Origin of the sequence: Enterocloster aldenensis (assembly GCF_003434055.1) — a bacterium.
Lineage (GTDB): Bacteria > Bacillota > Clostridia > Lachnospirales > Lachnospiraceae > Enterocloster > Enterocloster aldenensis.
Window position 1 is genome coordinate 210,810 of sequence record NZ_QVEX01000004.1, and the last position, 25,631, is coordinate 236,440.

Annotated in this window: 28 protein-coding genes; 24 read left to right on the forward strand and 4 right to left on the reverse strand. The window is 51.7% G+C overall.

Going from position 1 to position 25,631, the window contains the following annotated elements; genetic code table 11:
* The first annotated feature begins 19 nt into the window (after positions 1-19).
* From DWX59_RS11040 to DWX59_RS11055, 4 genes are read left to right on the forward strand one after another with little or no spacing between them, the layout of a single operon-like run.
* Positions 20-991: a branched-chain amino acid ABC transporter permease gene (locus tag DWX59_RS11040; RefSeq protein ID WP_117558999.1), complete on the forward strand. Its 972-nt coding sequence runs from the start codon at positions 20-22 to the stop codon at positions 989-991.
* Entirely contained in the window at positions 978-1,745 is a 768-nt protein-coding gene (locus DWX59_RS11045; protein ID WP_117559001.1) for an ABC transporter ATP-binding protein, read from the forward strand. Before DWX59_RS11040 ends, DWX59_RS11045 begins: the two co-directional genes overlap by 14 nt.
* A 13-nt stretch (positions 1,746-1,758) precedes the next feature.
* On the forward strand, positions 1,759-2,457 hold the full coding sequence (locus tag DWX59_RS11050; protein ID WP_165642956.1) for an ATP-binding cassette domain-containing protein: 699 nt from the start codon (positions 1,759-1,761) through the stop codon (positions 2,455-2,457).
* A gap of 13 nt (positions 2,458-2,470) precedes the next feature.
* Entirely contained in the window at positions 2,471-3,301 is an 831-nt protein-coding gene (locus DWX59_RS11055; RefSeq protein ID WP_117559003.1) for a sugar phosphate isomerase/epimerase family protein, read from the forward strand.
* A gap of 108 nt (positions 3,302-3,409) precedes the next feature.
* On the opposite strand, the gene rpsT is transcribed toward DWX59_RS11055, so the two are convergent.
* The gene (gene rpsT / locus DWX59_RS11060) at positions 3,410-3,673 is read right to left on the reverse strand and encodes a 30S ribosomal protein S20 (protein ID WP_007870206.1); all 264 of its coding nucleotides are present in this window, start codon (positions 3,671-3,673) and stop codon (positions 3,410-3,412) included.
* A gap of 303 nt (positions 3,674-3,976) precedes the next feature.
* On the opposite strand from rpsT, the gene gpr reads away from it, so the two are divergent.
* The 5 genes from gpr to DWX59_RS11085 all read left to right on the forward strand — a co-directional run bounded on the left by gpr (position 3,977) and on the right by DWX59_RS11085 (position 10,613).
* Entirely contained in the window at positions 3,977-4,987 is a 1,011-nt protein-coding gene (gene gpr, locus DWX59_RS11065) for a GPR endopeptidase (RefSeq protein WP_117559005.1), read from the forward strand.
* Between the two features lie 171 nt (positions 4,988-5,158).
* Positions 5,159-6,472 (forward strand): stage II sporulation protein P, encoded by a 1,314-nt coding sequence (locus tag DWX59_RS11070; RefSeq protein WP_117559007.1) that lies wholly within the window; start codon positions 5,159-5,161, stop codon positions 6,470-6,472.
* A 169-nt stretch (positions 6,473-6,641) separates the two neighbouring features.
* Positions 6,642-8,456 (forward strand): translation elongation factor 4, encoded by a 1,815-nt coding sequence (lepA, locus tag DWX59_RS11075; protein ID WP_117559300.1) that lies wholly within the window; start codon positions 6,642-6,644, stop codon positions 8,454-8,456.
* Between the two features lie 106 nt (positions 8,457-8,562).
* Entirely contained in the window at positions 8,563-9,753 is a 1,191-nt protein-coding gene (gene hemW, locus DWX59_RS11080; RefSeq protein WP_117559009.1) for a radical SAM family heme chaperone HemW, read from the forward strand.
* 113 nt (positions 9,754-9,866) lie between these two features.
* The gene (locus DWX59_RS11085) at positions 9,867-10,613 is read left to right on the forward strand and encodes a DNA alkylation repair protein (protein WP_117559011.1); all 747 of its coding nucleotides are present in this window, start codon (positions 9,867-9,869) and stop codon (positions 10,611-10,613) included.
* Between the two features lie 91 nt (positions 10,614-10,704).
* Here the strand turns inward: DWX59_RS11085 and DWX59_RS30275 are convergent, their stop codons facing one another.
* Positions 10,705-10,791: a DUF6783 domain-containing protein gene (locus DWX59_RS30275; RefSeq protein ID WP_369910533.1), complete on the reverse strand. Its 87-nt coding sequence runs from the start codon at positions 10,789-10,791 to the stop codon at positions 10,705-10,707.
* Between the two features lie 112 nt (positions 10,792-10,903).
* Here DWX59_RS30275 and ahpC point away from each other — a divergent pair, with 112 nt between their 5' ends.
* The 12 genes from ahpC to dhaM all read left to right on the forward strand — a co-directional run bounded on the left by ahpC (position 10,904) and on the right by dhaM (position 21,327).
* Positions 10,904-11,470, forward strand: coding sequence for an alkyl hydroperoxide reductase subunit C (gene ahpC / locus DWX59_RS11090; RefSeq protein WP_117559013.1), 567 nt, complete (start codon positions 10,904-10,906; stop codon positions 11,468-11,470).
* Between the two features lie 4 nt (positions 11,471-11,474).
* On the forward strand, positions 11,475-12,140 hold the full coding sequence (locus DWX59_RS11095; RefSeq protein ID WP_117559302.1) for a thioredoxin family protein: 666 nt from the start codon (positions 11,475-11,477) through the stop codon (positions 12,138-12,140).
* 245 nt (positions 12,141-12,385) lie between these two features.
* Positions 12,386-12,955, forward strand: a complete 570-nt coding sequence (locus DWX59_RS11100; protein WP_117559015.1) for a glycerol-3-phosphate responsive antiterminator — start codon at positions 12,386-12,388, stop codon at positions 12,953-12,955.
* 183 nt (positions 12,956-13,138) lie between these two features.
* Positions 13,139-14,635: a glycerol kinase GlpK gene (gene glpK, locus DWX59_RS11105; RefSeq protein ID WP_117559017.1), complete on the forward strand. Its 1,497-nt coding sequence runs from the start codon at positions 13,139-13,141 to the stop codon at positions 14,633-14,635.
* 51 nt (positions 14,636-14,686) lie between these two features.
* Positions 14,687-15,400: an MIP/aquaporin family protein gene (locus DWX59_RS11110; protein WP_117559020.1), complete on the forward strand. Its 714-nt coding sequence runs from the start codon at positions 14,687-14,689 to the stop codon at positions 15,398-15,400.
* 118 nt (positions 15,401-15,518) lie between these two features.
* The gene (locus tag DWX59_RS11115; RefSeq protein WP_117559022.1) at positions 15,519-16,958 is read left to right on the forward strand and encodes an NAD(P)/FAD-dependent oxidoreductase; all 1,440 of its coding nucleotides are present in this window, start codon (positions 15,519-15,521) and stop codon (positions 16,956-16,958) included.
* 15 nt (positions 16,959-16,973) lie between these two features.
* Positions 16,974-18,239 carry an NAD(P)/FAD-dependent oxidoreductase gene (locus DWX59_RS11120; RefSeq protein WP_117559024.1) on the forward strand — a complete coding sequence of 422 codons (1,266 nt, stop codon included), beginning with the start codon at positions 16,974-16,976 and terminating at the stop codon, positions 18,237-18,239.
* A 3-nt stretch (positions 18,240-18,242) separates the two neighbouring features.
* On the forward strand, positions 18,243-18,599 hold the full coding sequence (locus tag DWX59_RS11125) for a DUF1667 domain-containing protein (protein ID WP_008722744.1): 357 nt from the start codon (positions 18,243-18,245) through the stop codon (positions 18,597-18,599).
* A 233-nt stretch (positions 18,600-18,832) separates the two neighbouring features.
* Positions 18,833-19,027, forward strand: coding sequence for a hypothetical protein (locus tag DWX59_RS11130; RefSeq protein WP_117559026.1), 195 nt, complete (start codon positions 18,833-18,835; stop codon positions 19,025-19,027).
* Between the two features lie 140 nt (positions 19,028-19,167).
* On the forward strand, positions 19,168-20,154 hold the full coding sequence (gene dhaK / locus DWX59_RS11135; RefSeq protein WP_117559028.1) for a dihydroxyacetone kinase subunit DhaK: 987 nt from the start codon (positions 19,168-19,170) through the stop codon (positions 20,152-20,154).
* Positions 20,155-20,244: 90 nt separating this feature from the next.
* Positions 20,245-20,868, forward strand: a complete 624-nt coding sequence (gene dhaL / locus DWX59_RS11140; protein ID WP_117559030.1) for a dihydroxyacetone kinase subunit DhaL — start codon at positions 20,245-20,247, stop codon at positions 20,866-20,868.
* A 78-nt stretch (positions 20,869-20,946) separates the two neighbouring features.
* Entirely contained in the window at positions 20,947-21,327 is a 381-nt protein-coding gene (gene dhaM / locus DWX59_RS11145; protein WP_117559032.1) for a dihydroxyacetone kinase phosphoryl donor subunit DhaM, read from the forward strand.
* Positions 21,328-21,596: 269 nt separating this feature from the next.
* On the opposite strand, the gene DWX59_RS11150 is transcribed toward dhaM, so the two are convergent.
* Both DWX59_RS11150 and DWX59_RS11155 read right to left on the reverse strand, forming a co-directional pair.
* Positions 21,597-21,947: a NusG domain II-containing protein gene (locus DWX59_RS11150; RefSeq protein ID WP_117559034.1), complete on the reverse strand. Its 351-nt coding sequence runs from the start codon at positions 21,945-21,947 to the stop codon at positions 21,597-21,599.
* Entirely contained in the window at positions 21,944-22,450 is a 507-nt protein-coding gene (locus tag DWX59_RS11155; RefSeq protein ID WP_117559036.1) for a hypothetical protein, read from the reverse strand. The genes DWX59_RS11150 and DWX59_RS11155 overlap by 4 nt, the downstream gene beginning before the upstream one ends.
* Positions 22,451-22,825: 375 nt before the next feature.
* On the opposite strand from DWX59_RS11155, the gene DWX59_RS11160 reads away from it, so the two are divergent.
* From DWX59_RS11160 to DWX59_RS11175, 3 genes are all read left to right on the forward strand, one after another.
* Positions 22,826-23,368 carry a Gx transporter family protein gene (locus tag DWX59_RS11160; protein ID WP_117559038.1) on the forward strand — a complete coding sequence of 181 codons (543 nt, stop codon included), beginning with the start codon at positions 22,826-22,828 and terminating at the stop codon, positions 23,366-23,368.
* An 82-nt stretch (positions 23,369-23,450) separates the two neighbouring features.
* Positions 23,451-24,971, forward strand: coding sequence for a UDP-glucose--hexose-1-phosphate uridylyltransferase (galT, locus tag DWX59_RS11165; RefSeq protein WP_117559040.1), 1,521 nt, complete (start codon positions 23,451-23,453; stop codon positions 24,969-24,971).
* 319 nt (positions 24,972-25,290) lie between these two features.
* Positions 25,291-25,623, forward strand: a complete 333-nt coding sequence (locus DWX59_RS11175) for a cupin domain-containing protein (protein ID WP_117559044.1) — start codon at positions 25,291-25,293, stop codon at positions 25,621-25,623.
* The last annotated feature ends 8 nt before the right edge of the window (positions 25,624-25,631 follow it).

Sequence of the window (25,631 nt, forward strand, 5' to 3'; positions counted from 1 at the left end):
AAGCGCGGAGGATGATTAAATGAAAATAAACATAAAGGATATACCGGTGTCCATATGGTTTCTTGCAGCCGTGTCCCTGGCCCTGGCCTTCATAAGTAAGGACCAGTATCTGCTGACGCTGTTTGCATTTGCCGGAATCTATGTGATTGCCGTTTCGGGGCTGGATCTGCTGTTTGGTTACAGCGGACAGATATCCATGGGTCATGCTGCTTATTATGCCATTGGGGCATATACATCGGCGCTCCTGTCCACTAAACTTGGTGTGCCGGTGTTTCTTTCCATGATTGCAGCCATGGTTGTTTCGGGGATTTTCGGGATTATTGTGGCATTCCCGGCCGCCAAGCTGGTCCGTCATTTCCTGTCCCTGCTCACCATTGCCTTCGGACAGATGGTATACATATTTGCCTGTAAGGCAAAAGCGGTTACAAATGCAATGGCAGGTGTGAAGCGGATACCAAAGCTGAATCTGTTCGGTTTTGAATTCAGGAGCAATTTAAGCTGTGCTATCCTGATTCTTGTACTCTGTGTCCTGTTCCTGATTGTGAAACAGCGCATCGTCCACTCATCGTCCGGCCGGGCGCTTATGGCAATCAGGGAAAATGTGGTGGCGGCCGACGGTATGGGAATCAATATTAAAAAGTATAAAATCATGGCATTTGCAATCAGCGCCGTATACACAGGGATGGCCGGGGCCTTGTATGCCCATATCGTAAGTTACATCAGCCCGGAAAGTTTCCAAAGCAGCCAGTCGCAGCTCCTCATGACCATGCTTCTGTTTGGGGGAATGGGAAATCTGGCAGGCCCCATTATCGGAGCTGTGATTGTTACCATACTGAACGAGACGCTTCAGGGTTTTTCCAGCTACAGGATGCTGATTTATGGTTTCATAATTCTGGCTTCTGTGCTGTATATGCCGAAAGGACTGTACGGTATTGTGGAAAAAATAAAAGGATTATTTGGAAGAAGGGTGAAAGCGGATGCTGACAATTGATAAAGCGACAATTAAGTTTGGCGGTCTGACGGCTGTAAATGAAGTGTCATTTGAAGTGAAGGACGGCTCCATCTTTGGCCTGATAGGTCCCAACGGCGCCGGTAAGACCACCTTGTTTAACCTGATCAGCGGTGTCCATTCCCTGACCAGCGGGGATATCCTGTTCCAGGATAGGAGTATTAAGGGGCTGCAGCCCTATCAGATTAACAGCAGGGGCATTGCCAGGACATATCAGAACATCAATCTGTTTTATACGCTGAGTGTGCTGGATAATGTCAAGATAGGACGGCACAGCAGGATTCAGTCAGGGCTTGTAAGCAATATATTGAGGACTCCGGCACAAAAGAGGGAGGAACAGGAAATCATCGGGACGAGCATGGAACTGCTCAGGTTTGTGGGCCTGGAGGATAAATGCGGCTATATGTCCAAGAACCTGTCTTATGGGGACCAGCGGCGTCTTGAAATTGCCAGGGCACTGGCAGGCGACCCCAAGCTTCTGCTGTTGGATGAACCGGCGGCCGGCATGAATTCCAAGGAAAAGATGGACCTGACGGATTTAATCCACAGAATCAACGACCGGGGGATTACCATTCTTCTGGTAGAACATGATATGAAGCTGGTGATGAATATTACCCATGAGATAACAGTAATCAACTTTGGAAAAAAGATAGCGCAGGGAACCCCGAAGGAGATTCAGGAAAATCCGGAAGTAATTGCTGCATATCTGGGAGGTGGCTTGATTGGGAGCAAATAAGATATTAGAAGTGATGAATTACAGTTATTACTATGACCAGATCTGTGCTGTCAGGGAACTGTCCTTTCATGTAAATGAGGGGGAGGTGGTTACGCTCATAGGAAGTAATGGGGCAGGCAAGACAACTACGCTGCGTTCCATATCAGGCTTAATCCGCGGCGGAGGAAGGGGAGGGATTAAATATATGGGAAAGAATATTGAAAACCTCCCCCCGCACAGAATCAGCAGCATGGGGATTGCCCAGTGCCTTGAAGGCAGGCAGGTATTCCCCCATCTGTCGGTTAAGGAGAACCTTCAGATGGGAGCATTTACTAGGACGGATAAAAAAGGGATTTCGGATGATTTTGATTATGTATATAATCTGTTCCCCCGGCTTTTGGAACGGGAAGGGCAGATGGCGGGAACCCTTTCAGGCGGCGAACAGCAGATGCTGGCTGTGGGAAGGGCCCTGATGCAGAAGCCGAAGATCCTGATGATGGATGAACCGTCCCTCGGACTGGCGCCTATTGTCATCAATGAGATTTTCCAGACCATAAAAAAGATAAAAGATGATGGGATGACAATTCTTCTGGTGGAGCAGAATTCCCAGGCGGCCCTGACTGTGGCGGACAGAGGTTATATCATGGAAACCGGTATGCTGAAGATTGAGGATACGGCAGAGAACCTGCTGGACAACGATATCATCAAGAAGAGCTATCTGGGAATTGAATAGGAGGGGAAACACCATGGAGCATAATTTTAAATTTGGCGTATCTTATGCCGGGCAGAGGCCGTTGACGGCACCGCTGCCATTATGCGGGGATGTCTGTGATGCATTCCGGTATGCAAAGGATATCGGACTGGATGGTATTGAGATTCATGGACGGGAATACGAGTTTACGGATGAGCAGGTGGAGCGCATTAAGGTGTGCTGCGGTGAGCTGGGCATGAAGGTGGCGGCAGTGGTCACGGGCCGGGTATACACGCAGACAGGGCTGTCGCTGGCAGACCCGGTAAGTGAACGCAGGACCTGGGTGGTGGATCAGGTGAAACGTTATATCGATGTGGCTGCCAGCCTTAAGACGGATGTGGTGATAGGATGGGTAAAAGGCAGGTTTTCGTTAGATAATCCCCAGTCCCTTTATTACCGGCTCCTGACGGAAAGCATGAAAGAACTGGATGCATATGCTGGTATGAAATGCGTCCGGCTGGTGGTGGAGGTTATCAACCGCTATGAGGTGGACTGCTTTATCACGGCCAGGGAAACCCTGGATTATATTGAGGGCAACGGGCTGGAACATACATATCTCCATCTGGATACATTCCATATGAATCTGGAAGAGACGGATATGTACGAAGCCATACGCCTGGCAGGCCCCAGACTGGGTTATATGCATGTTGCTGACAATACGCGTCTGGCACCGGGGACCGGCTGCCTGGATTTTAAAAAGATTTTTGAAACACTTAAGGAAATCGGATACGAGGGCTTCATCACTGCGGAATGCTTTCCGAAGCCGGATGGAAAGGCAGCCGCAAAAGCAGCCGCTGAATATCTGAAGAAGATTGTATCATTGTGATGATGGGGACAGAATGGACGGCAGGCAATATGTAAACAAAAAATCCTCTCCGGTGGGTTGGTCCGGAGGGGATTTTCATTTTACCGATTCATTCGTCATCTCTATAAATTAAGCGATGGAATTAACAGCCTTGGATAAACGGGATACCTTGCGGGAAGCCGTATTGCTGTGATATACTCCCTTGGTACAAGCCTTATCAATCTCAGAAGTAGCAGCCAGCAGTGCGGTCTGGGCAGCAGCCTTGTCCCCAGCAGCAACAGCAGCATCCACCTTCTTGATAGCAGTTTTAACCTTGGATCTAATCGCCTTATTTCTTGCAGCCTTAGTCTCGTTTACTAAGATTCTTTTCTTTGCAGATTTAATGTTAGCCAATGAAATACACCTCCGTTCTTTACGTATAATCTTTGTGTTTTCCATCAAAGTCTGGACACGGACAGTTTAATGTAAACATACTATTGTATTCTAGCTGATCTGGGACGGAATGTCAAGACGAAAATGGCGGAATTTTCAAGAAAAACAATATACTTTCCGCAGACCGCCTTTAATAGGAACCGGATTGTCATTGCCAAACCGCATCCATCATAGGCTTTGCCCTGTATGATGGAATAAAAACATGTTATTTTGCCTAAAATAACCATAGTTAATTTACAAATATCAGGCAAGAGGTGAATGGGTATGCAGGGAAATGATGCCGACAAGGCAGTGAATACAGGGTTGCAGGGAGGATTTGACATAAGGACCGACCTTGCGCTGGAGCAGAGGGAGAGTTTTGAGGGGGACGGCGGCGAGATATCCGGGGTTAAGCTTAAGGAGTGGCACCACCAAAAAAGCCAGGTTAAGCTGACCGAGGTAAAAATACTCAATGACCAGGGAGCCAAGGCCATGGGCAAGCCCAAGGGCACCTATCTGACGCTGGAGGCCGACCGTCTGTCCAAGGAGGATGATGAATATCACAGTGAGATATCGGAGGAGCTGGCCCGCCAGATAAGGAAGCTGATGGGGGAAATGATTAACTGGAAGGAAAAGGACCTTCCATCTGTCCTGGTGGTGGGTCTCGGCAACCGTTCGGTCACCCCGGATTCCCTGGGGCCGAGGGTGCTTGGTAACCTGCAGGTGACCAGGCACCTGGACGGACAGTACGGGGAAAACTTTTTAAAAGACAGGAAGCTTCCTGCCATCAGCGGGATAGCGCCCGGTGTCATGGCCCAGACAGGGATGGAGACAGCGGAGATCCTGAAGGGGATCATCAGTGAAACCCATCCTGACCTGATCATTGCCATTGACGCCCTGGCGGCCAGAAGCGTGCGCAGGCTTGGGACCACCATACAGCTTACGGATACCGGCATCCATCCCGGCTCAGGCGTTGGGAACCACAGGCACAGCCTGACCCGGGAAAGCCTGGGGGTTCCCGTGCTTGCAATCGGGGTTCCCACCGTGGTGGGGGCGGCTGCCATTGTCCACGATACGGTGTCTGCCCTGATCCGGGTTCTGGCGGACAACGATAAGACAAAGGGGACGGGCAGCTGGATTGAGGATATGGATTCAGACCAGCAGTACCAGCTCATAAGGGAACTGCTGGAGCCGGAATTCGGTCCCCTGTATGTGACCCCGCCTGACATTGACCAGTCTGTGAAACAGCTGAGCTTTACCATATCGGAGGGAATCCATCAGGCTGTTTTTCCGTAGGAGAATCAGTACTCCAAAGAATCCTGCCTGCTGGCAAGATGCAGTTACACCTGTCAGGGAATAAAAAACGCAATATCCATATCACACCTGCATATCATGATATTAGGGCGTATTTGGGAATCCATTTCCGCCACCTTCCCTAAGTTAGCATGATGACAGGTGAAAAATAATATGAGATTAAGACGTGGAGGCTCAGGACGGCTGATGCGCCGGTTTCTGGCCGGCACGGTCCTGCTTATGCTGCTGCTTCTCGGCGGCCGTTTGATTGGCCGTGCAGCAGGCAGTATCCCGAGAAATGATTACAGACGCATGATAAAGGCCGGAGGCCAGTGGCTGGTGGGGACCATATGGACCCAGGCCCATCCCGGGGAACAGGCAGGAACAGGACAGGACGGTGACAGCCCATATCAGGGTATTGCTGACCCGGACCCCTCTTACCGGAAATACCAGACTGTCAAGACGTTTTACCAGGAGCACCAGTACCTGGCCTGGTACGGCAATGAGGAAACCGGGCAGCAGTCGCTTGAGGAGCCGGGCAGCCTGGCCGCGTCAGGTCAGGGGGATACGTCAGGCAAGGGGGATGCGCCGGGCAAGGGGAATGCGCCGGGCCAGGGGACCCCGGGCAGCCAGGCGTATGCCGCGGGCCAGAACGGGGTGCTGCCGGGCGGCAATGCCCTTCAGGCATCGGAAACCCTTACCGGCACCCTGAACCGGCCGGTTACCGGCAATACATATGTAATGGAGCAGCTGGCGGATTATGACTTCCTCATGAAACATTTTTACAGTGTACATACTTCTACCACCGCCGGAAGGGACCTGATGGATGCAAAGACCCTTCTGGGCAGGGACATGTCGATGAAGGGGGACAATTCCAAACCCCAGATACTGATATACCATACCCATTCCCAGGAAGCATTTGCGGATTCCGGTCCGGGCCAGACCGTGGTCGGGGTAGGGGATTACCTGACAAAGCTTCTGGAGGACAAAGGATATAATGTATATCACGACAAGTCTGTATATGATTTGAAAAATGGACAGCTGGACCGCAGCAAAGCCTATAATTACGCCCTGGACGGTATAACGAACATCCTGCAGCAGAATCCGTCCATTGAGGTGGTGCTGGATATCCACCGTGACGGGGTGGGGGAGGACCTGCGCCTGGTGACCCAGGTGGACGGAAAGGACACTGCCCAGATCATGTTTTTTAACGGCCTGAGCCAGACGCCGGAAGGTCCCATTGAGTATCTGCAGAACCCCAACCGGGAGGATAACCTGGCTTTCAGCCTTCAGATGCAGCTGGATGCAGCGGCCTATTATCCTGGTTTTACCAGGAAGATTTATCTTAAGGGGCTGCGCTATAATGAGCACCTGCGTCCCAAGTCCAGCCTGATTGAGGTGGGGGCGCAGACCAACACATACCAGGAGGCGCTGAATGCCATGGAACCCCTGTCAGAGCTGTTGCATATGGTGCTGTCAGGGAAATAAAGGTAGCTCCGGGGGCTTTGCAGATATTGCAGCGGCATTATCAAAACAAAAAGTTGCACTTAGAAGCAAAAAATGGTATATTCTACTAAGCGAAACCAGTGTGCGGGGCCTTCCCCGCAGTGCCTGGCTGATAGACTGTAAGAAACCTGAATGTGAGAAAGGAACCAATATGGCCCACGTTGACCAAAGTAAAATCAGAAATTTTTGTATCATAGCACATATCGATCACGGTAAGTCCACCCTGGCTGACCGTATTATTGAGAAAACCGGTCTGCTGACCAGCAGGGAGATGCAGGAACAGGTACTGGACAATATGGATCTGGAGCGGGAGCGTGGGATTACCATCAAATCCCAGGCGGTCCGCACCGTATATAAGGCAAAGGATGGAAATGAATATATTTTCAACCTTATCGACACCCCCGGACACGTAGACTTTAACTATGAGGTGTCCCGCAGCCTTGCGGCCTGTGACGGCGCGGTGCTGGTGGTGGATGCGTCCCAGGGCATAGAGGCACAGACACTGGCCAATGTATACCTGGCCCTGGACCATGACCTGGACGTGTTCCCTGTCATTAATAAAATTGACCTGCCAAGCGCGGAGCCTGAGAGGGTGGCTGCGGAGATTGAGGATGTGATTGGCCTGGATGCCAGTGACGCGCCCCATATATCTGCCAAGACAGGCGTCAATATAGAGGATGTGCTGGAAGCCATTGTCCATAAGATACCGGCCCCTGCAGGGGACCCCCAGGCGCCGCTCCAGGCCCTGATTTTCGACTCTACCTATGATTCCTATAAAGGGGTCATCATTTTCTGCCGTATCATGGAGGGGACGGTGAAAAAAGGCACCCCCATCCGCATGATGGCAACCGGGGCAGAGGAAGACGTGGTGGAAGTGGGGTATTTTGGGGCAGGACAGTTCATACCATGTGAAGAACTGAGCGCGGGCATGGTAGGATACATCACGGCCAGCATTAAAAATGTAAGGGACACCCGGGTCGGCGATACGGTGACAGGACGGGACAACCCCTGCGCTTCCCCGCTGCCCGGCTATAAGAAGGTAACCCCCATGGTGTACTGCGGCCTTTATCCGGCTGACGGTGCCAAATACAACGACCTGCGGGACGCGCTGGAGAAGCTCCAGCTCAATGATGCCTCCCTGTTTTATGAACCGGAGACCTCCCTTGCCCTGGGCTTTGGATTCCGCTGCGGTTTCCTGGGCCTGCTTCACCTGGAGATAATTGAAGAGCGTCTGGAGCGTGAATACAACCTGGACCTTGTTACCACTGCACCCGGGGTCGTGTACCGCGTCTATAAGACCACGGGTGAGATGATTGAGCTGACCAACCCTTCCAACCTTCCGGACCCAACGGAGATTGAATATATGGAGGAGCCTATTGTCAGTGCAGAAATCATGGTTACCACTGAATTTGTAGGACCAATCATGACATTATGCCAGGAGCGCCGCGGCAATTACCTTGGCATGGAATACATTGAGACAACCAGGGCGCTGTTAAAATACGAACTGCCCCTGAATGAAATTATTTACGATTTCTTTGATGCCCTCAAGTCCCGTTCCAGGGGATATGCGTCCTTTGATTACGAATTAAAGGGATATGAGCGTTCCAGCCTGGTGAAACTGGACATCCTGGTCAACCGGGAGGAAGTGGACGCCCTTTCCTTCATAGTCCACGCGGATTCTGCTTATGAGCGGGGCAGGAGGATGTGCGAAAGGCTTAAGGAGGAAATCCCCAGACACCTGTTTGAGATTCCCATCCAGGCTGCCATCGGAGGCAAGATCATTGCCCGGGAAACGGTGAAAGCCGTGCGCAAGGATGTGCTTGCCAAGTGTTACGGCGGTGATATCAGCCGTAAGAGGAAGCTTCTGGAGAAACAGAAGGAAGGCAAGAAGCGCATGCGCCAGATTGGCAATGTAGAGATACCGCAAAAGGCATTTATGAGCGTGTTAAAGCTGGATGAAGAGTAATCGTCCCATGAATTGCAGGTGTTATAACAAGCGTAATAAAGGCCGTGACGATTTTTTGGAGGGCGTTTAACCGCCCTTCATACAGAACGGATGAGAATACCATATTATGACAAGCAGATATAAAAAGCCCATGGAGCTGTACGTCCATATACCCTTTTGCGCCAGGAAATGCTTTTACTGTGATTTCCTGTCCTTTCGGGCGCCGGAACCGGTCCATGAGGCGTATAGCGCACAACTGATACGGGAGATAGAAGCGCAGGGCGCCTTTTGCCGTGAATACCAGGTAACATCCATATTCATAGGGGGAGGCACTCCTTCTGTCATGGAGCCATGTCTGATAGCGGATATCATGCGCGCGCTCAAATATCATTTTGACGTGGCAACGGACGCGGAAATCACCATTGAGGTGAACCCGGGAACCCTGCTTCATAACAAACTCCATATTTACCGGGAAGCAGGGATCAACCGGCTGAGCATCGGCCTGCAGTCCACGGACAACCAGGAGCTTAGGGACCTGGGAAGGATACACACCTTTGAGGAATTCCTGAAAAGCTACCAGTGCGCCAGGATGGTGGGCTTCCCTGACATTAACGTAGACCTGATGAGCAGTATTCCGGGACAGACCCTGGAATCCTTTAAGAATACCCTGAAAAAAGTAACCATGCTGAAACCGGAGCACATATCGGCCTACAGCCTTATCATCGAGGAGGGGACTCCGTTCTGGGACCGTTACGGGCAGGGCAAGGCTGCTACCGTGTCTTTTCCGCCCCTTCCGGATGAGGACACGGAAAACAGGATATATCACCTGACCAGGACATTCCTTGGGGAACAGGGATACGGACGTTACGAAATCTCCAACTATGCAAAGCCTGGCCATGAGTGCCGGCATAACATCGGCTACTGGACAGAGGTACCCTATCTGGGACTGGGACTGGGCGCATCCTCCTATCTGGGCGGGTGCAGGTTCAGCAATACCGGTGACATGGATATGTACCTGGGCCTGGATTTTGCCGGGACACCGGAGGAATCCCTTGAACAGCTTCACGGCCCCCTCCAGGAACTGTCCAGGGAAGCAAGGATGGAGGAATTCATGTTTCTGGGACTGCGCCTTACCAAAGGGGTATCTGAGATTGATTTTGTTGCCATGTTCGGCATCAAGCTGGAGACCGTGTTCGGTCCTGTCATAGACCATCTGATATCCAACGGGCTCATGGAGAAAAACGGGGTCCGGTTATCCCTGACCGAGTGGGGGATGGATGTGAGCAATTATGTGCTGGGTGAATTCCTGCTGCCGTGATTTGGGGCCGCGGATGAAAACCAGGAAAATATATGGTATACTCACGGAATCCCGGCTGCAAAGATAGGCGCCGGGGAGACGCCGGGAGTACACGATGGGGAAAGGGAGGGCGGATGATGCCGGACATGACCATACGTGAACATATGAGGGAGCGGCTGAGGGCGGAAGCAGACCCTGAATACAGGGAGTTCCACAGCAGGCTCCTGCCTGGAATCACGGGAATCGTAGGGGTACGCACCCCGGTTCTGCGCACCCTGGCAAAAGAACTGCTGAAAGGGGACTGGAAGGAATACATAAGCCAGGTCTCGGCTGCCTGGAAGGCAGAGGGACAGGGGGAAGACGGGGTTTATTACGATGAGCTGATCCTCTGGGGGCTCTGCATATGCAAAGGCTTCAAAAAATGGGAGGATGCAGCGCCCTATATTACCGGATTCATACCTGCCATCAACAACTGGGCCGTATGCGACATTTTCTGCGGCTCCCTGAAAATGGCCGGCCGATACAGACAGGAAGCATGGGAATTCATCCAGCCCTACCTGGAGTCGGCACAGGAGTACGAAATCCGGTTCGGCGTTGTCATGATGCTTTCCCACTTTGCGGATGAGGGGCATGTAAAAGCGGCGCTGAGGCGCATGGATGGAATCAGGCATGACGGATATTATGTGAAAATGGCCGTGGCCTGGGCCCTGTCCATATACTTCATCAAGCTTCCTGGGGCGGTAATGCCTTATCTGGAACACAATCATCTGGATGACTGGACCTACAACAAAGCGCTGCAGAAGATTACGGAATCCTTCCGGGTGGACCAGGAGACGAAAACAATCATCCGGTCCATGAAGCGTCCGCTAGGGCCTGTCTGAAAATTCATTCCCGCCATCTGCCCTAAGGAATCCACCATAGGTACCCCTTAGGGCAAAGTACGCCCCACTTCGCGGCATATTCGGCCCCAATTCAGTCAGCGTAGCCCACTACGCCTCCTTCATCGGGGCCAAATCTCCCACAAAGTGTGACGCACAGCTGACGGAAAGCAATTTTCAGACACGCCCTAAGGCAGGCGTGACCAGGAAAATAGTTGTGATATCAGATTACTTGTGCTACAATCGAATTAATTCTGAAAACGTTGGCAATCAATACAGAAAGGAGCGTAAGTATGGGCAATCTGATTAACAGGACAGTGGATGATTTTAAGGTACAGGCATATGACCAAGGCAGGTTCAGGGAGATTACCAGGGAAGACACATTGGGACATTGGTCCGTGTTTTTCTTCTATCCTGCCGATTTCACCTTTGTATGTCCTACGGAACTTGGGGACCTGGCTGACTTCTATGATGACTTTAAAGAGGCTGGCTGCGAGATTTATTCTGTCTCAGAGGACACTCATTTTGTCCACAAGGCATGGGCGGATGCTTCGGATACCATCAAGAAGATCCGGTATCCCATGTTAGGCGACCCCGCAGGCGTGCTGGCAAGAAGCTTCGGCGTGCTGGCGGAGGAAGAGGGCCAGGCCTTAAGGGGGACTTTTGTGGTGAACCCGGAAGGAAAGATTAAAGCGTACGAGATCCATGACATGGGTATTGGCAGGAACGCGCAGGAGCTTCTGCGCAAGGTCCAGGCAGCCCGGTTTGTGGAAGAACACGGTGACCAGGTGTGTCCTGCCAGGTGGAAACCGGGTGAGGAAACATTGACTCCCAGCCTGGATCTGGTTGGAATGCTGTAAGGAGGTGGCTGTTACGATTGATCTTGCAAGGATTCCGGAGGAAAGCAGCCTGATTGACCAGGGGCTGAAGACACAGCTTTCCGGTATTTTCGGTAAAATGGAAGGACAGGTGGCCATAAAGGCGGTGGTGGATCTTTCAAGGGAAAAGGACTGTGAGCAGGCGGCATTTTTAAGGGCGGTTTCAGCCTTAAGTGATAAACTGGACCTGGAGCTTTATGGGCCGGATGAGGCCGGGCAGGTGCCTGAGCTTAATACGCAGTGGCTGCCCGTGACCGGGCTTTACAGGGACGGCCGGTATGGCCGGGCATCGTTTCACGGAGTGCCGGGCGGCAAGGAGATTAATTCCTTTGTGCTGGCAATCTATAACCTTGCCGGCCCCGGACAGGAGATGCCCAGGGGATTGAGGAAGAAGATTGAAAAGCTGGATAAGAAGACCAACATCAAGATCTGCGTTTCCCTGGCCTGCCATCACTGCCCGGTTGTGGTGGCTGCCTGCCAGCGTATTGCCATCCTCAATCCGAACATTGAGGCTGAGATGATTGATGCGGCGCTTTATGAGGACCTGGTGGCAAAATATGATATCAAGAGGATACCCATGATGATCTTTAATGACAGCGAAATCCACATGGGCGGCAAGGAAATTGAGGAAATCGTCACTTTGTTAAAATAATAACTAAAAAATGGAAAATAAAGCAAAAAATTCGTGAAATATTTACAAAAGTCAGACCTGTTATTGATAAAAAACTGTAAGAATTTTAAGAAATAAATATAATGTGTTGCAAATCTATGTGCATTATGCTATATTGGTTTTAGACAAATAATGGTGCTGAGATGATGAGAGCATAGTAGAACGACAGAAATGTTGGTTTAACGCTATGCTCTTTTTTGTTTTTGTTTGAGAGGGAGGGGATTCCAATGGACCAGAAGTTTTACGACCTGATTGAATCAAACCCGGTCATAGCGGCTGTTAAGGACATAGACGGACTGAATGCCTGCTGTGCCAGGGAAGAAATCAAGGTGGTATTCATTCTATTCGGGGACATATGCAACATCGGCACGATTGTCAGCCAGATCAAGCAGGCAGATAAAGTGGCAATGGTACACGTTGACCTGATAACAGGACTCAGCGGCAAGGAAGTGGCAGTTGACTTCATAAAGAACAATACATTGGCGGACGGCATCATTTCCACGAAACCCGCGCTGATCAAGCGGGCCAGGGAGCTGTCCCTTTATACGACACTCAGGGTATTCGTGCTGGATTCCATGGCATTTGAGAACATTGAACATCAGATGGCCGTGGCCAGACCTGACATCATAGAAATCCTGCCGGGGCTTATGCCAAAGGTAATCCGCAGGGTGTGCAGACTGGTCCGGGTACCGGTCATTGCAGGGGGACTTATATCAGACAAGGAGGATGTGATGGCTGCATTGTCAGCCGGGGCCATATCCGTTTCAACAACCAACCCAAAAGTATGGCTCATGTGACACAAAGGATATTAAAGCGGAACTGAACTGGATTCCACGGGGAATGGAAGACAGTTTTAGTATAAATGGTACATAAGGAATCTCCGTGGCAGAAAACGCCGTGGAAGGAAATGGAGTGTATCACAACAACAAGTTAGGAGCTTCCGCGATAGGAAACATCGCGGAAAGAAAAGGAGGGTTTTTATGGCAAAGTATGTAATGGCACTGGATTCAGGAACAACAAGCAACAGGTGTATCCTTTTTAACGAGAAAGGTGAAATGTGCAGCGTTGCCCAGAAAGAATTCACACAGTATTTCCCGAAGCCAGGCTGGGTAGAGCATGATGCCAATGAAATCTGGTCCACACAGCTGGGCGTAGCAGTAGAGGCCATGTCGAAGATTGGGGCGACGGCAGAGGACATTGCTGCTATCGGCATCACGAACCAGCGTGAGACCACCATTGTATGGGATAAAGAGACGGGCGAGCCTGTATACCACGCAATCGTGTGGCAGTGCCGCAGGACATCTGAGTACTGTGACAGCCTGAAGGATAAGGGGCTGGTTGACACCTTCCGTGCCAAGACAGGACTTGTGATTGACGCATATTTCTCAGGAACCAAATTAAAATGGATTTTGGATAACGTAGAAGGCGTGCGGGAACGCGCGGAAAAAGGAGAGCTGCTGTTCGGCACCGTGGAGACATGGCTGATCTGGAAGCTGACCAAAGGCAGGGTCCATGTAACCGATTATTCCAATGCTTCCCGTACCATGCTGTTTAACATCAATACACTGGAATGGGATGACGAAATCCTGGCAGAACTGAATATTCCAAAGTGTATGCTTCCGGAAGCAAAACCGTCCAGCTGTGTATATGGCCAGTCCGATTCCTCCTTCTTTGGCGGGGAAATCCCCATTGGCGGCGCGGCAGGCGACCAGCAGTCCGCATTGTTCGGCCAGACCTGCTTCAATGCCGGCGAAGCAAAGAATACATACGGAACCGGCTGCTTCATGCTGATGAATACGGGCGAGAAACCGGTGTTCTCCAGCAACGGCCTGGTTACCACCATTGCATGGGGGCTTGACGGCAAGGTCAACTATGCCCTTGAAGGTTCCATCTTTGTTGCGGGCGCGGCCATCCAGTGGCTCCGGGATGAGATGAGGATTATTGATTCCTCACCGGATTCCGAGTACATGGCTAAGAAGGTTAAGGACACCAACGGCTGTTATGTGGTTCCTGCATTTACAGGACTGGGAGCCCCTCACTGGGATCAGTACGCAAGGGGAACCATTGTAGGCATCACCCGCGGCGTGAATAAGTACCACATTATCCGCGCAACCCTGGATTCCCTGTGCTATCAGGTAAATGACGTGCTGCAGGCCATGAAGGCTGATTCAGGCATCGAACTGGCGGCCCTTAAGGTGGACGGCGGCGCAAGCGCCAACAATTATCTGATGCAGACACAGGCCGACATCATCAATGCTCCTGTCAACCGTCCGCAGTGCGTGGAGACAACGGCAATGGGCGCTGCATACCTGGCCGGCCTGGCAGTGGGATATTGGGCCAATAAGGAAGAGGTGCTTAAGAACTGGGCAATTGACCGGACATTCACACCTGAAATCTCTGAAGACAAGAGGACAGAGATGGTAACCGGCTGGAACAAGGCAGTAAAATGTTCCTATGGATGGGCAAAAGAAGATTAATCGTACGGGGTATGGAACTGTTGATGACAAATTAGACAAGGGGGTTTCTATATGTTGCCATATATTGCGGAGTTTTTAGGAACAATGATACTGATACTTTTAGGTGACGGTGTTGTGGCTAACGTTACGCTGAACAAATCCGGTATGAAGGGCGCCGGTTCCATCCAGATTACCTTTGCATGGGGCCTTGCGGTCATGCTGCCCGCCTTCATCTTCGGCGCTGCGTCCGGCGCGCATTTTAACCCGGCCCTGACCATTGCCCTGGCAGTGGACGGCAGCCTGGCATGGGGACTGGTTCCCGGATACATAGTGGCACAGTTCGCAGGCGCTTTCGTGGGCGCGGTCCTGGTTTACCTGCTGTTCAAGGATCAGTTTGACGCAACGGAGTCAGCTGCAACCAAGCTGGGTGTTTTCTCAACAGGACCATCTGTCCCGAATATGGGACGCAACATCTTAAGTGAAGCAATCGGCACATTCGTACTTGTATTTGCCATAAAGGGTATTGGCCAGGTAGCAGGTATTCCCGCAGGCGTTGATAAACTGCTGGTATTCGGGATTATCGTATCCATCGGCATGTCCCTTGGCGGACTGACCGGTTATGCCATCAACCCGGCACGTGACCTTGGACCCCGTATTGCACATGCAGTGCTTCCGATTAAGGGCAAAGGCGGTTCCAACTGGGGGTATGCTCCGGTTGTCATCATCGGGCCGGTTGTGGGAGCAGTGGTTGCGGCATTACTGTACCAGGCAATTCCGTGGGCATGAATCAGTTTTAAATAATTACATATTGATTGCGTGAGAGTGGAGCGGAGCAAATGGGTATGGAAACATACCTTGTTTGCTCCGCTTTTTATGAGGCAGTCGAAGGAAGGGAACGAGGAAAATGTATGACGTAATAATAATCGGAGCCGGAGTTGCAGGCTCTGCATCTGCAAGGGAGCTGTCCAGATATAAGGTAAATGCCTGTGTGCTGGAAAGGGAGGAGGATGTGTGCTGCGGGACTTCCAAGGCCAACAGCGCAATTGTCCATGCCGGATATGACGCGGCAGAAGGCTCCCTGATGGCAAAGCTGAATGTGGAGGGCAACCAGATGATGCCCGGTCTTGCAAGGGAACTGGACTTCCCCTTTAAACAGTGCGGATCCTTTGTGGTATGCCTGGACGAAGAGCAGCTGCCCGACCTTCAGGCACTTTATGAGAGAGGCGTGGCAAACGGGGTGAAGGATATGGAAGTCATCACGGATAAGGCCAGAATCAGGGAAATGGAGCCTAACCTGACCGACCAGGTGGCGGGAGTCCTCTATGCACCGACCGCAGGAATCGTATGTCCGTTCAACTTAAACATTGCATTGGCTGAAAATGCATATACAAACGGTATTGACTTCAAGTTTAATACGGAAGTCCTTAGTATTGAGAAGATTGAAGGAGGCTGGGCCCTGAACACAAACCAGGGTGTGTATGAGACCAGATATGTGGTTAATGCATCCGGCGTCCATGCTGACACATTCCACAACATGGTCAGCCAGACAAAGATTCACATCACCCCAAGGCGGGGCGATTACTGTCTGCTGGATAAGAGCGCGGGAAACCATGTGAGCCGTACCATCTTTGCACTGCCTGGAAAGTATGGGAAGGGCGTACTGGTATCTCCCACGGTCCACGGCAACCTGATAGTAGGGCCCACAGCCATAGATATTGAAGACAGGGAAGCCACGGCAACCACGAGGCAGGGCCTGGACGAACTGATTGACAAGGCGGGGATGAATGTGAAGAACCTGCCCATGAGGCAGGTAATTACCTCATTTGCAGGCTTAAGGGCCCATGAGGACCATCATGAATTCATCATTGAGGAACTTGAAGACGCGCCTGGATTCGTGGACTGTGCCGGTATCGAATCGCCTGGCCTTACCAGCTGCCCGGCTATCGGCAGGATGGTGGCAGGCATACTGAAAGACAAGATGGGGCTTGAGCCCAATCCTGATTTTGTGGGAACCAGAAAAGGCATCCTGGATCCGGACACCCTTACAAAGGAAGAGCGGGCAAAGCTGATTCAGGAAAAACCGGCTTACGGCAACATCATCTGCCGGTGTGAGATGGTGACGGAAGGGGAAATCCTGGATGCGATCCACCGGCCCCTTGGCGCCCGCTCACTGGACGGCATCAAGCGCAGGACCAGGGCGGGAATGGGACGGTGCCAGGCCGGGTTCTGCACGCCAAGGTCCATGGAACTGCTTCACCGGGAACTGGGGCTCCCCATGACGGAGATAACCAAGTCGGGCGGGGACTCGAAGCTTGTAGTGGGAACCAACAAGGATAGGATATAGAAAGGAGCGCTTAAGATGAAAGAATATGATATCGTCATAATCGGCGGCGGTCCAGCGGGTCTTGCTGCAGCTGTGTCGGCCAGGGACAATGGGATTGAAAGCATCCTGATACTGGAACGCGACAGGGAACTGGGAGGAATCTTAAACCAGTGCATCCACAATGGTTTCGGTCTCCACACATTTAAGGAAGAGCTTACAGGGCCGGAATACGCGGCCCGCTATGAGGAACAGGTGTTCCGGCGGGGCATTGAGTACAAATTAAACACCATGGTCATGGATATCAGCCATGATAAGGTGGTGACAGCCATGAACCGGGAGGAGGGCCTGTTTGAAATCCAGGCCAAGGCCGTAATCCTGGCAATGGGCTGCAGGGAGCGCTCCAGAGGCGCGCTGAACATTCCGGGTTACCGTCCGGCCGGTATATTCTCCGCGGGTACGGCGCAGCGTCTGGTGAACATGGAAGGCTTCATGCCCGGGCGGGAAGTGGTGATCCTGGGGTCCGGCGACATCGGCCTTATCATGGCAAGGCGTATGACCCTGGAAGGCGCCAAGGTCAAGGTGGTGGCTGAGCTGATGCCTTATTCCGGAGGCCTGAAGCGTAACATCGTGCAGTGCCTGAATGACTATGACATCCCCCTGAAGCTGAGCCATACCGTGGTGGATATCCGGGGCAAGGAACGGCTTACGGGAATCACCTTGGCGGCTGTGGATGAAAAAGGAAAACCCATTCCAGGAACCGAGGAGGATTATACCTGCGACACCCTGCTTCTGTCCGTGGGCCTGATTCCTGAGAATGAACTGTCCGGCTCCATGGGCGTGGAGATGAACCGCGTCACATCCGGCCCGGTTGTCAATGAAAGCCTGGAAACCAACATTGAAGGCGTATTTGCCTGCGGCAATGTACTTCACGTGCATGACCTGGTGGACTTTGTGTCCGAGGAAGCCGCGGCAGCCGGAAAGAATGCGGCCAAATATGTGATGGATGGGGAACGGGCCAGGGGCGGACAGGAAATCGTCCTGAAGGCAGTGGACGGAGTCCGCTATACGGTTCCGTGCACGGTCCATCCGGAGCAGATGGAGGATACCCAGATTGTCCGGTTCCGTGTGGGGAATGTCTACAAGAACTGTTATATCGGAGTATACTTTGATGATGAACGGGTGATGCATAGGAAACGTCCGGTAATGGCTCCCGGTGAGATGGAGGAGATTAAGCTGGAAAAAGATAAATTACTATTGCATCCGGAACTTAAGACCATTACAATAAAGGTAGAGGAGGCATAAACCATGGAAAAGAGGGAACTTATCTGTATCGGTTGTCCAATGGGATGTCCTCTGACCGTTCAACTGGAGGACGGGGAAATCTTAAGCATCACAGGCCAGACCTGCAAGAGGGGGGAGGTATATGCCAGGAACGAGGTTACCAACCCCACCAGGATTGTCACATCCACCGTCATGGTGGAAGGCGGCAAGGTGGGAAGGGTTTCCGTCAAGACAAAGGACAGTATACCCAAGGGAAAGATTTTCCAGTGTGTCAAGGCCTTAAAGGGCGTGACCGTAAAGGCACCTGTGCATATTGGCGATGTGATTGTTGCCAATGTGGCTGATACGGGAGTGGACATTGTAGCAACCAGGAATGCATGAGTGGAACGTCCGCGGCAGGGAACCTTAGCGGGAAGGAGTGGAACGTCTGCGATAGGAAAAACTTCGCGGAAAGCAGCAGATAGTCGGCAGCTGTCCGGATGGAATCTGAAAGCGGCAGGAATGGAGCTTTCGGCGTCCGCCGGACAGCGGCCGGCTTCCTGTGGTTCATGAAGCAGGGCGGCAACTAACAGACGGGCCGTATGAAACCGGCCTCAGGTAAAGGAGGACTTTACATGGAGAAAAAGCAGCTGGACATCAACAACATGAACGGAATCACGGAAGAAGAGGATAAAACCTGCGGTCTTAATGATATGAACTGCGTGGCGGAAGAAGAGGATAAGACCTGCGGCCTCAATGACATGAACTGTGTGGCGGAAGAAGAGGACAAGACCTGCGGCCTCAACGACATGAACTGTTTAGGCGAGTAGCAGGGGACACAAAGCAGAGACTCCCGGAGGGAGTCCCTGCTTTGTGCGGTATTATAAGAGGCTGCAGACGGTCCTTTTTGAGACGGACCCTGCAGGCCGTCATTGGAAATCTATCATAATAATATAAGGGGGTTCGCAATATGAAGAAATTTATCAACGATGTAGCGCTGGTAGAGGAACAGATGATTCAAGGTATGGTCAAGGCTTATCCGCAGTATCTGAGAAAGCTGGACTGCGGCAACGTTGTGGTGCGCGCGCATAAGAAGGAGGGCAAGGTTGCCCTGATCAGCGGCGGCGGCAGCGGACATGAGCCTGCCCACGGCGGATTCGTGGGAACCGGAATGCTGGATGCGGCAGTGGCAGGAGCAGTGTTTACCTCCCCGACCCCGGACCAGATTTATGAGGGCATCAAGGCGGTTGCAACGGACGCAGGCGTGCTTATGGTTGTCAAGAACTACACGGGCGACGTGATGAATTTTGAGATGGCTGCTGAGATGGCCGAGATGGAGGGAATCACGGTCAGACACGTGGTGACCAACGATGATGTAGCGGTTAAGGACAGTCTTTATACCGTGGGGCGCAGGGGCGTGGCCGGAACCATTTTCGTACATAAGATCGCGGGCGCGCTGGCAGAGGAAGGCGGAACCCTGGATGAGGTGCAGGCCGTTGCCCAGAAGGTCATTGATAATGTGAGGACCATGGGCGCTGCCATAGAGCCGTGTATGGTTCCCGCGGCTGGAAAGCCGGGGTTTGAACTGTCAGACGATGAGATGGAAGTGGGAATCGGCATCCATGGGGAGCCGGGGACACACAGGGAATCCATGAAGACAGCGGATGAGATAACGGATATGCTTCTGGAGCAGATCCTGGGGGATATTGATTATAATGGTTCTGAGGTTGCTGTTATGATTAATGGCGCGGGCGCAACGCCTCTCATGGAGCTGTTCATCATCAATAACCATGTGTCGGATGTGCTGGCTGAAAAGGGAATCAAGGTTTACAAGACAATGGTGGGAGAGTACATGACATCCATTGAGATGCAGGGCTTCTCCATTTCCCTGCTGCGTCTGGATGAGGAGCTCAAGAGGCTTTTGGATGCTCCGGCAGATACGCCGGCTCTTCGATAGGGACCGGTTGAACGGATTATTTCCCCGCCTGTACCGGGCGGGGATTTTATAATGATTATGATGTGAGAAATTCTCAGAAAGGTGGTCACCATGGCAGACAGTAAAAAAGTATTGGAAATCATCAAGGCAATTGGCGCTAAAATGGAGGAAAAGAAAGAGTATCTTACGGAACTTGACCAGCCAATCGGGGACAGCGACCATGGCATTAACATGGCAAGAGGGTTCGGGGCAGTGGAAGGAAAGCTTCCTGGTCTGGAAGGCAAGGATATCGGGACCATTTTAAAGACAGTCGGCATGACTCTTGTATCCACGGTGGGCGGCGCTTCCGGGCCGTTGTACGGCTCCGCATATATGAAGGCGGGGATGGCCATGGCTGGGAAGGAAGAGATGGATATGGATGATTTCCTGTCCATGATGAAGACTGCGGTGGAGGCAGTGGAGCAGAGGGGCAAGGCAACAGTGGAGGAAGCCACTATGCTGGATGCCATGGTTCCGTCGCTGAAGGCCATGGAGGAAGCTGCGGCAGAGGGAAAGACCACAAAAGAAGTGCTGGATGCAGGGGTTCAGGCCGCATGGGCCGGGGCCGGGCATACCAAGGACCTGGTGGCTACCAAAGGGCGTGCCAGCTATGTGGGCGAGCGTGGCCTGGGCCATCAGGATCCGGGAGCAACTTCCTATTCCTATATGCTGGAGGTTGTGGCCGGACTTATGTGACAGAAACCATAAGACCCATAAGACGGCCGGGGCGTGTTTGGAATATCATAGGAAGATGGAGAGGAGCAAGGATAAGGTATGGTAGGATTTGTGATTGTTTCCCATAGCGGGAATCTGGCTAAAAGTGTGGTTGAACTGACAGCCATCATGGCGCCCAGCGCAAGGATAGCGGCTGCGGGCGGCATGGATGACGGAGGGTTTGGGACCAGTTTTGAGAAAATACAGGCAGCCATCGAATCGGTGTATTCCGATGACGGCGTACTGGTGCTGATGGATATGGGAAGTGCGGTGATGACCACGGAGATGGTCATAGAAACCTTTGAAGGAAAAAAGGTGGAGATGGTGGATTGCCCCCTGGTGGAAGGTGCAGTGGTTGCAACCATTGACTCTGTGGGCGGAATGGACTTTGAGGCAATCAAGACGGCGCTGGCAGGAGTGGGGACATCCAGGAAGTTCTGAAGCCGGAGGATTTATACCAGGCAGCCAGGAGGGCTGTATTGTCTGCTATAAGACCGCTTCCTTTGCAGATGACCCAGGGGTGACCAGGACGGCAGGGCAGAGTTCTTTTTCATTACCGTAAGCATGCTGCCGGATTCCATTAAGAATGAATTTGCACTGGATGCGTAAACAGCAAATTAACAGATACCCAGCGCAAGGAACTGAAGGAACGTGCCAAAAAAGATGGGAATATGGATTTCTGATATGTGCGTTGATGATCCCGCAGCGTTTTATTCTTTTCCTGTAATGGTCACGACCATCTTGTTGGGAAGGCATACAATGGTATCGCTGCTCAGGTGCTTTTTGCCCTGGTGCACGCAGACCTTGTCAGGGCAGCTGGCTTCACTGCACCAGATTTCCCCGTCTTTTACAATGAGATGGTTGGTGCCTCCGCCTGGGCTGGTGACAGTGAGTTCCGTATCCTTACTTAAATCCAGGATTTCAACCACCTTGCCGTCCACGCTGATCTGGGCAGTGGCGGCAGGCGTCCTGTGTGAGACATAGTTAAATCCAAATACGGCCGCCGCAATCAAAAGGATGGCAGCGGCCAGTATCATATCGCGTTTTCCTAAAATTTTCATTGTTCAGCTGCCTGTTTCAGGCATTCCTCCACTCCGTTGATAAAGGGATAGACATTGATGCTTACCGAAGAAACGGCATCTGTGGCATAACCGTCCTGGTTGGCAAGTCCGCTGACCTTCTGGTGCTCGATGACGTATCTGCCTACTGCATCTGCCTGGGCTTTCCAGGTGGGACCGTTTTCCGTCATCACATAATGCCCGTCCATGCTCAGCTTCTGTTTGCCGTTGCCTTCGGCGTCATAGGAATCCCATACGCAGGATACGATGATCCCGTTTGATACGGTGATGCGGGTGGAATCCCTGAATCCGTTGGAATCAGGCTCAGGCGCTTCATGGATGTAGGTGCCGTCAGCCAGGGGAATCTCGGGCTGGTTGGTGGTGATGGGCCCTTTTAATGCGTGGTACAAAGGGTTTGAGAATGCTATGATGCCGATGGACATCACTGCCATGACAGCAATGCCGATGGCGCTTCTTGTGGAAGAAGTCATTGTTTTTCTGCTCATTGTATCACTCCTCAGGAATTAGTAGTAATGTGCCCTCAGGAACGTATCCCGGCACATTGTTTATTTTATCACAATAAGAGTGGTTATACAATAAATTTTCACTGTAAGATTAAACCAGCATGGTTTGTCTGAAAGGCTTTGAAAACATACATGGTGAGGATTTCCATGACATGATGGGGATTTCTATGACATGGTGAGGATTTCCATGGTTTGAGCCTCATATTCGGGATTTGAGGGAGGGGACAGGGAGAACTGTCTGGAACTGCCTGATAAATCCTTTGGAATCATCCGGGAATATGTGATATACTGAGTTAAAACATACGTTTCAAAATCAGCCGGCAGTGCATTGCAATGCCGGACAGGCAGAGGTGTCATATGGTTGTGATTAATAATAAAAAGACAGCAGGCTGGCAGCGTATATCCACCAGGAAGACAGCGCTGTTCGGGCTTCTGACGGCCCTGGCTGTTGTGTTAGGATATGTGGAGTCCCTGATACCGGTTTATCTGGGGGCGCCTGGGGTAAAACTGGGGCTGGCTAACCTGGTTACCATGATTGCACTTTACTGTATGGGGGTAAGGGAGGCAATTGTCATTAACCTGGTCCGTATCTTTTTTTCTGGTTTCACATTCGGCCCTGCATCGGCCATCCTGTTCAGCCTGGCAGGAGCAGGCTTAAGCCTGACTGTCATGGGGGTATGTAAGAAGTTCCGTCTGTTCGGCATGGTGGGGGTCAGTATACTGGGTGGGGTGGCCCACAACATCGGGCAGTTTTTGATGGCAGCGTTTGTGGTCAACACCTTTGGTGTGTTCGCGTATCTTCCCGTGCTTCTGGCGGCCGGAACCGTGGCCGGAGCCTTGATTGGCCTGCTGGGCGGGATGGTGGTTCAGCGCATCAGCCGGGTTTTTCGAGAAATTTGATATAATTCCTAAAAAAATGCCATTGTCATGTCAGCAGGGGCAGGATATAATTATTAATAATGAAAAAATGGAGGGCGCTGATATGGTTTATGAAGCAATCAAAGGACTTGTTCGGTATGGCCTTAATACGGGCCTTATTACTGAGGTGGATGCTATTTATGCCAGGAACCAGATTCTGGACGTAATGGGGATGGATGAATACCAGGAGCCGGAAGGGGAAGGTTTCGAGGGGGACCTGGAGGCAATCTTAAAGGTACTTTTGGACCATGCCCATGAAACAGGGGCCCTGAAGGAAGACAGTGTCGTATACAGGGATTTATTTGATACAAAGCTGATGAACTGCCTGATGCCAAGACCAAGTGAAGTGGAGCGGGATTTTTGGGAGCTTTATAAGGTTTCCCCGGAAAAAGCCACGGACTGGTATTATAAGCTGAGCCAGGATTCGGATTATATACGCCGCTACCGGATTGTCAAGGATATGAAGTGGACCACCGATACACGGTACGGCACCCTGGACATCACCGTAAACCTGTCCAAGCCCGAGAAAGACCCCAAGGCCATTGCGGCTGCCAAGCTTGCCAAGCAGAGCGGTTATCCCAAGTGCCAGCTCTGTATGGAGAATGTGGGGTATGCGGGCCGCGCCGATCATCCGGCCAGGAATAACCACAGGATCATACCGGTTACGATTAATGACAGCCAGTGGGGGTTCCAGTATTCTCCGTATGTATATTACAATGAACACTGCATCGTGTTTAATGGCCGGCATATTCCCATGAAGATAGATAAGGCGGCCTTCAGGAAGCTGTTTGACTTCATTAAGCAGTTCCCACACTATTTCCTGGGATCCAATGCAGACCTTCCCATTGTGGGCGGTTCCATCCTGAGCCATGATCATTTCCAGGGAGGGCATTATACCTTTGCCATGGCCAGGGCTGCCATGGAGAAGCATTTTACATATAAAGGGTTTGAGGACGTGGAGGCGGGAATCGTGTTCTGGCCCATGTCCGTGCTGAGACTGAGGGCAAAGGATGCCGGCCGTCTGATTGAGCTGGGGGACGTGGTGCTGGGGGCATGGCGCGCCTATACGGATGAAGCTGCGTTTGTATTTGCAGAAACGGACGGCGAACCTCATAATACCATAACGCCCATTGCGCGTAAGGTGGGGGATATGTATGAACTGGACCTGGTGCTGCGCAATAATATCACCACGGAGGAATTCCCCCTGGGCGTGTACCATCCCCATCAGGAACTGCACCATATCAAGAAGGAAAATATCGGCCTGATTGAGGTCATGGGTCTGGCGGTACTTCCATCCAGGCTGAAGACGGAACTGGCTGAACTGGGAACCTATATAATAGAAGGAAAGGACATCCGTAGCAATGAAACCCTGGAAAAGCATGCGGACTGGGTCGATGGGTTCCTTCCAAAATATAAGGAAAAAGGCATTGCTGTAACCGCGGGTAATGTGGAGTCCATCCTTCAGGAGGAAGTGGGCCATGTGTTTGCCAGGGTGCTGGAGGACGCAGGCGTCTACAAGTGCGATGCAGAGGGACGCGAGGCCTTTGGGAGGTTCTTAAACAGCGTTGGATTTTCAGAATGCTAAGTTGTGTTAGATGGTTTATTTTGGCCAGGGCATCGGGGCCGGGCAGATAGGATACAGGAACAGAGGGCGGATTCGGTATATCGCGGATCCGCCTTCTGTTTTTACGGGTGCCGGGGGAAGGAGAGAGTCTGTCTGTACAGGCAAAAAATCCTGTGTTATAATGAACTGGATCATGGAAACGGAATCATGGAAGTGAAATCATGGAAGTGAAATCATGGAAGTGAAATCACGGAAGTGAAATCACGGAAACGGAATCACGGAAGTGAAATCACGGAAACGGAATCATGAAAGTGAAATCACGGAAACGGAGCACAAGGATATGTTAGATGAGAGATGGGTATTTCATGAAAATGCAGAAGCTGTCCAGGCAGGACAGGGAGTTGTGAGAAGGGTACTGGCGTACAGTAAGGATCTGATGTGCGTGGAGAATACATTTGAGAAAGGTGCGGTGGGCAGCCTCCACCATCATCCCCACACCCAGATTACATACGTTGTAAGCGGTGAATTTGAGTTTGATATTGAAGGTGAGAAAAAGATTGTAAAGGCCGGCGACACCATGCTTAAGCTGAATGGGGTGGAACACGGCTGCGTATGTCTTGAGGCGGGTATCCTCCTGGATATCTTTAACCCCATGCGTCAGGATTTTGTGTAAATCCGTGA

Excerpts from the sequence above, each read along its gene's own strand:
- DWX59_RS11040 (WP_117558999.1), top strand. The coding sequence starts at position 20 with ATGAAAATAAACATAAAGGATATACCGGTGTCCATATGGTTTCTTGCA.
- DWX59_RS11045 (WP_117559001.1), top strand. The coding sequence starts at position 978 with ATGCTGACAATTGATAAAGCGACAATTAAGTTTGGCGGTCTGACGGCT.
- DWX59_RS11050 (WP_165642956.1), top strand. The coding sequence starts at position 1,759 with ATGAATTACAGTTATTACTATGACCAGATCTGTGCTGTCAGGGAACTG.
- DWX59_RS11055 (WP_117559003.1), top strand. The coding sequence starts at position 2,471 with ATGGAGCATAATTTTAAATTTGGCGTATCTTATGCCGGGCAGAGGCCG.
- gpr (WP_117559005.1), top strand. The coding sequence starts at position 3,977 with ATGCAGGGAAATGATGCCGACAAGGCAGTGAATACAGGGTTGCAGGGA.
- DWX59_RS11070 (WP_117559007.1), top strand. The coding sequence starts at position 5,159 with ATGAGATTAAGACGTGGAGGCTCAGGACGGCTGATGCGCCGGTTTCTG.
- lepA (WP_117559300.1), top strand. The coding sequence starts at position 6,642 with ATGGCCCACGTTGACCAAAGTAAAATCAGAAATTTTTGTATCATAGCA.
- hemW (WP_117559009.1), top strand. The coding sequence starts at position 8,563 with ATGACAAGCAGATATAAAAAGCCCATGGAGCTGTACGTCCATATACCC.
- DWX59_RS11085 (WP_117559011.1), top strand. The coding sequence starts at position 9,867 with ATGATGCCGGACATGACCATACGTGAACATATGAGGGAGCGGCTGAGG.
- ahpC (WP_117559013.1), top strand. The coding sequence starts at position 10,904 with ATGGGCAATCTGATTAACAGGACAGTGGATGATTTTAAGGTACAGGCA.
- DWX59_RS11100 (WP_117559015.1), top strand. The coding sequence starts at position 12,386 with ATGGACCAGAAGTTTTACGACCTGATTGAATCAAACCCGGTCATAGCG.
- glpK (WP_117559017.1), top strand. The coding sequence starts at position 13,139 with ATGGCAAAGTATGTAATGGCACTGGATTCAGGAACAACAAGCAACAGG.
- DWX59_RS11110 (WP_117559020.1), top strand. The coding sequence starts at position 14,687 with ATGTTGCCATATATTGCGGAGTTTTTAGGAACAATGATACTGATACTT.
- DWX59_RS11115 (WP_117559022.1), top strand. The coding sequence starts at position 15,519 with ATGTATGACGTAATAATAATCGGAGCCGGAGTTGCAGGCTCTGCATCT.
- DWX59_RS11120 (WP_117559024.1), top strand. The coding sequence starts at position 16,974 with ATGAAAGAATATGATATCGTCATAATCGGCGGCGGTCCAGCGGGTCTT.
- DWX59_RS11125 (WP_008722744.1), top strand. The coding sequence starts at position 18,243 with ATGGAAAAGAGGGAACTTATCTGTATCGGTTGTCCAATGGGATGTCCT.
- DWX59_RS11130 (WP_117559026.1), top strand. The coding sequence starts at position 18,833 with ATGGAGAAAAAGCAGCTGGACATCAACAACATGAACGGAATCACGGAA.
- dhaK (WP_117559028.1), top strand. The coding sequence starts at position 19,168 with ATGAAGAAATTTATCAACGATGTAGCGCTGGTAGAGGAACAGATGATT.
- dhaL (WP_117559030.1), top strand. The coding sequence starts at position 20,245 with ATGGCAGACAGTAAAAAAGTATTGGAAATCATCAAGGCAATTGGCGCT.
- dhaM (WP_117559032.1), top strand. The coding sequence starts at position 20,947 with ATGGTAGGATTTGTGATTGTTTCCCATAGCGGGAATCTGGCTAAAAGT.
- DWX59_RS11150 (WP_117559034.1), bottom strand. The coding sequence starts at position 21,947 with ATGAAAATTTTAGGAAAACGCGATATGATACTGGCCGCTGCCATCCTT.
- DWX59_RS11155 (WP_117559036.1), bottom strand. The coding sequence starts at position 22,450 with ATGAGCAGAAAAACAATGACTTCTTCCACAAGAAGCGCCATCGGCATT.
- DWX59_RS11160 (WP_117559038.1), top strand. The coding sequence starts at position 22,826 with ATGGTTGTGATTAATAATAAAAAGACAGCAGGCTGGCAGCGTATATCC.
- galT (WP_117559040.1), top strand. The coding sequence starts at position 23,451 with ATGGTTTATGAAGCAATCAAAGGACTTGTTCGGTATGGCCTTAATACG.
- DWX59_RS11175 (WP_117559044.1), top strand. The coding sequence starts at position 25,291 with ATGTTAGATGAGAGATGGGTATTTCATGAAAATGCAGAAGCTGTCCAG.